At 67.5% G+C, this 4,998-nt stretch carries 5 protein-coding genes; 4 read left to right on the forward strand and 1 reads right to left on the reverse strand.

Going from position 1 to position 4,998, the window contains the following annotated elements:
- Both CSW58_RS10650 and CSW58_RS10655 read left to right on the forward strand, forming a co-directional pair.
- Window positions 1-386 (forward strand): molybdenum cofactor synthesis domain-containing protein (locus CSW58_RS10650; RefSeq protein WP_099447267.1); only part of this gene is annotated, 386 nt, incomplete at its 5' end.
- On the forward strand, window positions 383-1,570 hold the full coding sequence (locus CSW58_RS10655; RefSeq protein ID WP_099447268.1) for a molybdopterin molybdotransferase MoeA: 1,188 nt from the start codon (window positions 383-385) through the stop codon (window positions 1,568-1,570). The genes CSW58_RS10650 and CSW58_RS10655, both read left to right, overlap by 4 nt.
- A gap of 17 nt (window positions 1,571-1,587) precedes the next feature.
- Here the strand turns inward: CSW58_RS10655 and CSW58_RS10660 are convergent, their stop codons facing one another.
- The gene (locus tag CSW58_RS10660) at window positions 1,588-2,187 is read right to left on the reverse strand and encodes a hemerythrin domain-containing protein (protein WP_099447269.1); all 600 of its coding nucleotides are present in this window, start codon (window positions 2,185-2,187) and stop codon (window positions 1,588-1,590) included.
- A 184-nt stretch (window positions 2,188-2,371) separates the two neighbouring features.
- Between CSW58_RS10660 and CSW58_RS10665 the strand changes: the two genes are divergently transcribed.
- Both CSW58_RS10665 and CSW58_RS10670 read left to right on the forward strand, forming a co-directional pair.
- The gene (locus tag CSW58_RS10665) at window positions 2,372-4,606 is read left to right on the forward strand and encodes an adenosylcobalamin-dependent ribonucleoside-diphosphate reductase (protein ID WP_099447270.1); all 2,235 of its coding nucleotides are present in this window, start codon (window positions 2,372-2,374) and stop codon (window positions 4,604-4,606) included.
- A gap of 73 nt (window positions 4,607-4,679) precedes the next feature.
- Window positions 4,680-4,998: NnrS family protein (locus CSW58_RS10670; protein WP_201721644.1), on the forward strand; the 319-nt coding region annotated here is incomplete at its 3' end.

A 4,998-nucleotide genomic window follows, 5' to 3' on the forward strand; every position in this document is an offset into this window, starting at 1 on the left:
TCGTGCCCGACGAGGTCGAGGCCATTGCCCGCCAGGTCCAGGCCTGGGCCGACGATGAGGCGGTGGACGTCATCCTCACTACCGGGGGCACCGGCTTCGCGCCGCGCGATGTCACACCCGAAGCGGTGACGCCGCTGTTTCGCCGGACCATGGACGGGTTCTCGGTGGTCTTTCATCAGGCCAGCCAGGCCACGGTGGGGGTGGCGACCCTGCAGTCGCGCGCCCTGGCCGGCCAGGTTGGCGACACCTTCGTGTTCTGCGTGCCCGGCTCGACCGGGGCCTGCCGCGACGCCTGGGACCTGGTGCTGGGCCAGGAGCTGGACAGCCGCTTTCGCCCCTGCTCGCTGGTAGGCCAGATCCCCCGCTATCGCGGCGTCTGCAATTGATCAGCTACGATCAGGCCTCGACCCTGGTGATGGGCCTGGCCCAGCCTTTGGGTCGCGAAACCGTGCGCCTGGACAAGGCCGACGGCCGCATCCTGGCGGCGGCCATCGTCGCGCGCCGCGCCACGCCCTGCGCCGACGTCTCGGCCATGGACGGCTATGCGGTGCGTGATGACGATCTGACCGACGCGCCGGTCCGCTTGGCGGTCGTCGGCGACGCCTATGCCGGCCAGGCCTTCGAAGGCGTTCTGACGCCGCGCGCTTGCGTGCGCATCTTCACCGGCGCCGCGGCGCCGGCCGGAACCGATCGGGTGGTGATCCAGGAAGAGGTCGCGCGCGAGGGACCGCTGGCCCTTTTCGCTCAGCCGCCCAGCGGCCCGCGCAACCTGCGGCTGGCCGGCTCGGACTTCAAGGCCGGCGACGTGCTGGTCGAGGCCGGCCTCCGACTCAACGCCCAGCGACTGGTGGCGGTCGCCGCGGCCGATCAGGCCAGGGTGTCGGTGGTCGTTCGCCCCCGCGTGTTGATCATCAGCACCGGCGACGAGCTGGACGAACCTGGACGCCCCTCCCGGATTCGGCCCGGCATTCCCGAAAGCGTGACCTTCGGCGTCGCCGCCCTGGCGCGCGCCTGGGGCGGCAAGGTGGTGGATCGTTGGCGGGTGGGCGATGAGTTGCCCGCGCTGGAGAAGGCGGCGCGATCGGCGGTCGAGCTGGCCGATATCGTCGTCGTCATCGGCGGCGCCTCAGTGGGCGAACGGGATTTCGCCAAGACAATGTTCGCGCCCCTCGACCTGGACCTGACCTTTTCCAAGGTGGCGATCAAGCCGGGCAAGCCGGTCTGGTTGGGCCGGGCGCGCGGCGCACTGATCGTCGGCCTTCCTGGCAATCCAACCTCGGCCATGGTCACCGCACGATTGTTTCTGGCGCCGCTGATCGCCGGCCTGGCCGGCCGGGACGCCGCCGAGGCGCTCGATTGGCGCCGAGAGTCCCTGACCACGTCGCTTGGCCCATGCGGCGATCGCGAGACCTTCGTGCGGGCCAGACGCGGGCCTGGCGGCGTCGAGCCGATCGGCGACCAGGACGCCTCAGCCCAGAAGGCCCTAGCGATGAGCGATGTTCTGATTCGCCGCCGCCCAAGCGCGCCGCCGGCCAAGGCCGGGACACTGGTCGAGACGCTCGACTTCTGACGCGCCGCGCGCCGCCCCTAGACGGCGCCGGCGAAGTGCGGAAACAGGATCGCGTCTTCCAGACGCATGTGTTCGCGCAGCTCGCGGTCGATTTTGCGGCAAAGCTGATTGAGGGCCCGCCAGGTGCGGCAGGCTTCCTGCGGCGGCGTGAAATCCTTGGTGATCACCGCCAGGAGGGTTAGTTGCTCAACCACGTCGCGATGTTCGGCCTGCATCCGGGCGATGGCGATGCGGACCATCGGCCCGCCGCCATCACGCATCATCGGAAACAGCGCCGTCTCCTCCTTGCGCTGGTGACCGGCCAGCTCGTCGGCCATCACCGCCAGGTGATCGGCCAGGCCGTCGGGGCATTCGGCTTCGGCCACATGCACCGCCTCGACCTTGCGCGCCAGGGCGATGGCCTGGGGAAAGTCCTCCATATGGACCTGATGGTAGCGGGCCAGGATGTGATCGATCAGCGCCCCGGCCTGTAGCGCGGCCTGGGGGTCGCCTGGGGCGTGGAGCACCAGATAGCTCTCGACCGCACCAGTATCGGCGGGGTTGAGAATAAAATGCTTGGCGGCGTCAGGGGCGGCGGGCGCGCGGTTCAACACCGCGATCTGGGCGTTTTCGGTCATGAAAGCTCCTCCCAGCCGACCCTAGGGGATTTGCGAAGGCGGCGCATTGAGCGGCGCCAACCCGCGCCTTGATGTTGCGCAAGGCCCGGCCTGGCCAATGTCGCAGACTGGGCAGGCAGCGACGCCTTTCATGCGCCGCAGGGAATCAGCCAGCCTTTCCTCACCAAATTCAGAAAGAGCGACCATGGCGTTCGACAATCCCTTCGCTGGCGAGATCTGGGCCAGCAAGTACCGTTTTGCGCCGCCTGATGGCGGCGGCGACGCCAACGTCGTGGACACGTGGTCTCGCGTCGCCCATGCGGTCGCCCAGGCCGAGCCCCCCAAGCTTCGCAAGGCCTTCCAGGCTGAAGTCCTGGAGGCCCTGACCGATTTCAAGTTTCTGCCCGCTGGACGCATCCTGGCGGGCGCGGGCACCGCACGCGCCGTCACCCTGTTCAATTGCTTCGTGATGGGCGTCACCCCCGACGACCTGGGCGGCATCTTCGAGCATGTGCGCGAGGCGGCCATCACCCTGCAACAGGGCGGCGGGGTCGGCATGGACTTCTCGTCGATTCGCCCCAACGGGAGCCGCGTCGAGGGTGTCGGCGCGGACGCCTCCGGTCCGCTCAGCTTCATGGATGTCTGGGATTCGATGTGTCGCACCATCCTGTCGGCCGGCCAGAGACGCGGCGCGATGATGGGCTGCCTGCGGATCGACCACCCCGATATCGAGGCCTTCATCGACGCCAAGCGCACCGCCAACCGCTTCCGTAACTTCAACCTCTCGGTCCTGGTCACCGACCCTTTCATGGCCGCGCTCGACGCCGACGGCGACTGGCCGCTCAGCTTTGGCGGTCAGGTTCACCGCACCGTTCGCGCGGCTGATCTGTGGGCGCAGCTCATGCGAGCCACCTACGATGCCGCCGAACCAGGGGTGATCTTCATCGATCGCGTCAACGCCGCCAACAACCTGGCCTATTGCGAAAAGATCCTGGCCAGTAACCCCTGCGGCGAGCAGATGCTGCCCCCGTATGGCGCCTGTCTGCTCGGCTCACTCAACTTGGCGCGCCTGGTCGATCGGCCCTTTGAGTCTGACGCCCGTCTTGATGAGGACAAGCTTGGCGCCCTCACCCGCACCGCAGTACGGTTGCTCGACAATGTCATCGACATTTCCCGCTTTCCGCTGGAAGCCCAGGCGATTGAGGCCCGGGCCAAACGCCGGCTGGGGATCGGCATCACGGGTCTTGCCGACGCCCTGGTGTTCTGCGGCGCCCGCTATGGCGACGATCAGGCTGTGGGCCTCACGCAGCGCTGGCTTGGTGTTATCAAGCGTGAAGCCTATCGCGCCTCGGCCCGTCTGGCCGCCGAGAAGGGCGCCTTCCCCCTGTATGACCCACAGATTCTCGACCGTCCCAATCTCGCCAGCCTGGACGATGAGACCCGCGCCCTGATCGCCGCGCACGGTCTGCGCAACGGCTGCCTGACCTCGATCGCCCCCACGGGGACCACATCGCTTCTGGCCGGCAATGTCTCATCGGGCATCGAGCCGGTGTTCGCCTATGCCTATACCCGCAAGGTTCGTCAGGCGGACGGGACGAACCGCGAGGAGCAAGTCGAGGACTACGCCCTGGCGGTCTGGAAGAGTCTTCACGGTGAGGCGCCGCCGCTTTCCGGCGTCTTCGTCAGTGCCCAGGACCTGACTCCCGCCGATCACCTGCGCATGCAGGCCACTGCCCAGACCATGGTCGACAGCTCCATCTCCAAGACCGTGAACTGCCCGGAGACCATCGCCTTCGACGATTTCGCCGATATCTATCGCCAGGGCTATCGGCTTGGCTGCAAGGGCCTAACCACCTATCGCCCCAACGCTATCACCGGCTCGGTGCTATCGGTCACGCCGACACCCGAGCCCCCGCCTCCTGTCGCGCCCGAACCGCCCTTGCCCTCGCGTCCCGACGCCTTGGGCGGCGCGACCTACAAGATCAAATGGCCCGACAGCGCCCACGCCGTCTATGTGACCATCAACGATGTGGAGGCAGCAGATGGCCGCCACCCCTTCGAGATCTTCGTCAATTCCAAGAACATGGAACACTATGCCTGGACCCTGGGCCTGACGCGGATGATCTCGGCGGTATTCCGGCGGGGCGGCGACATATCTTTTGTGGCCGAGGAGTTGAAGGCGGTGTTCGACCCACGCGGCGGCGGCTGGATCGACGGGCGCTACACCCCCTCCCTGCTGGCCGCGATCGGCGGAGTGATCGAACGCCATCTGGCCGGCCAAGGCGCGCTTGAACCTTCTGCCACGCCGCCGCAATCGCCGCCGTCGGCCAGTCCCTTCGCCGCCAATAGGGCCTGCTGCCCTCGCTGCGGCGGCTTCGAGATGGTGCGCAAGGAGGGCTGTGACACCTGCTCTGACTGTGGCTACTCCAAGTGCGGCTGAGCGGTTGACGATCATCAAGGCGCCGGGGACCCTGATCAAGGCGTCCGGGAACCACACGGCGCATGGTGGCGGCATGTCCACCACCTCAATGCGCCGCGCCTATCGCGGCCCCGCCCTGTTCAGCTTCGGCTTTCGCCCCTTCTATCTCCTGGGAGCGGCTTGGTCGGCCCTGGTCGTGCCTTTGTGGCTCTGGAGCTATCTGGCCGGCGGGCCCGGCATGCTGACCCGCGACTGGCATGTTCACGAGATGCTGTTTGGCTTTCTGGCCGCCGTGGTCGCCGGCTTCCTGACCACGGCGGTGCCCAATTGGACAGGACGTATGCCCATCCTCGGCGCGCCTCTCGCGCAGTTGGTGGGTCTCTGGCTGGCGGCCGCGGGGCCATGCTGTTTCA

Origin of the sequence: Caulobacter sp. B11 (genome assembly GCF_002737765.1) — a bacterium.
Lineage (GTDB): Bacteria > Pseudomonadota > Alphaproteobacteria > Caulobacterales > Caulobacteraceae > Caulobacter.

What these genes read in the sequence shown, in the direction of transcription:
- CSW58_RS10660 (WP_099447269.1), bottom strand. Translation starts at nt 2,187, where the DNA reads ATGACCGAAAACGCCCAGATCGCGGTGTTGAACCGCGCGCCCGCCGCC.
- CSW58_RS10665 (WP_099447270.1), top strand. Translation starts at nt 2,372, where the DNA reads ATGGCGTTCGACAATCCCTTCGCTGGCGAGATCTGGGCCAGCAAGTAC.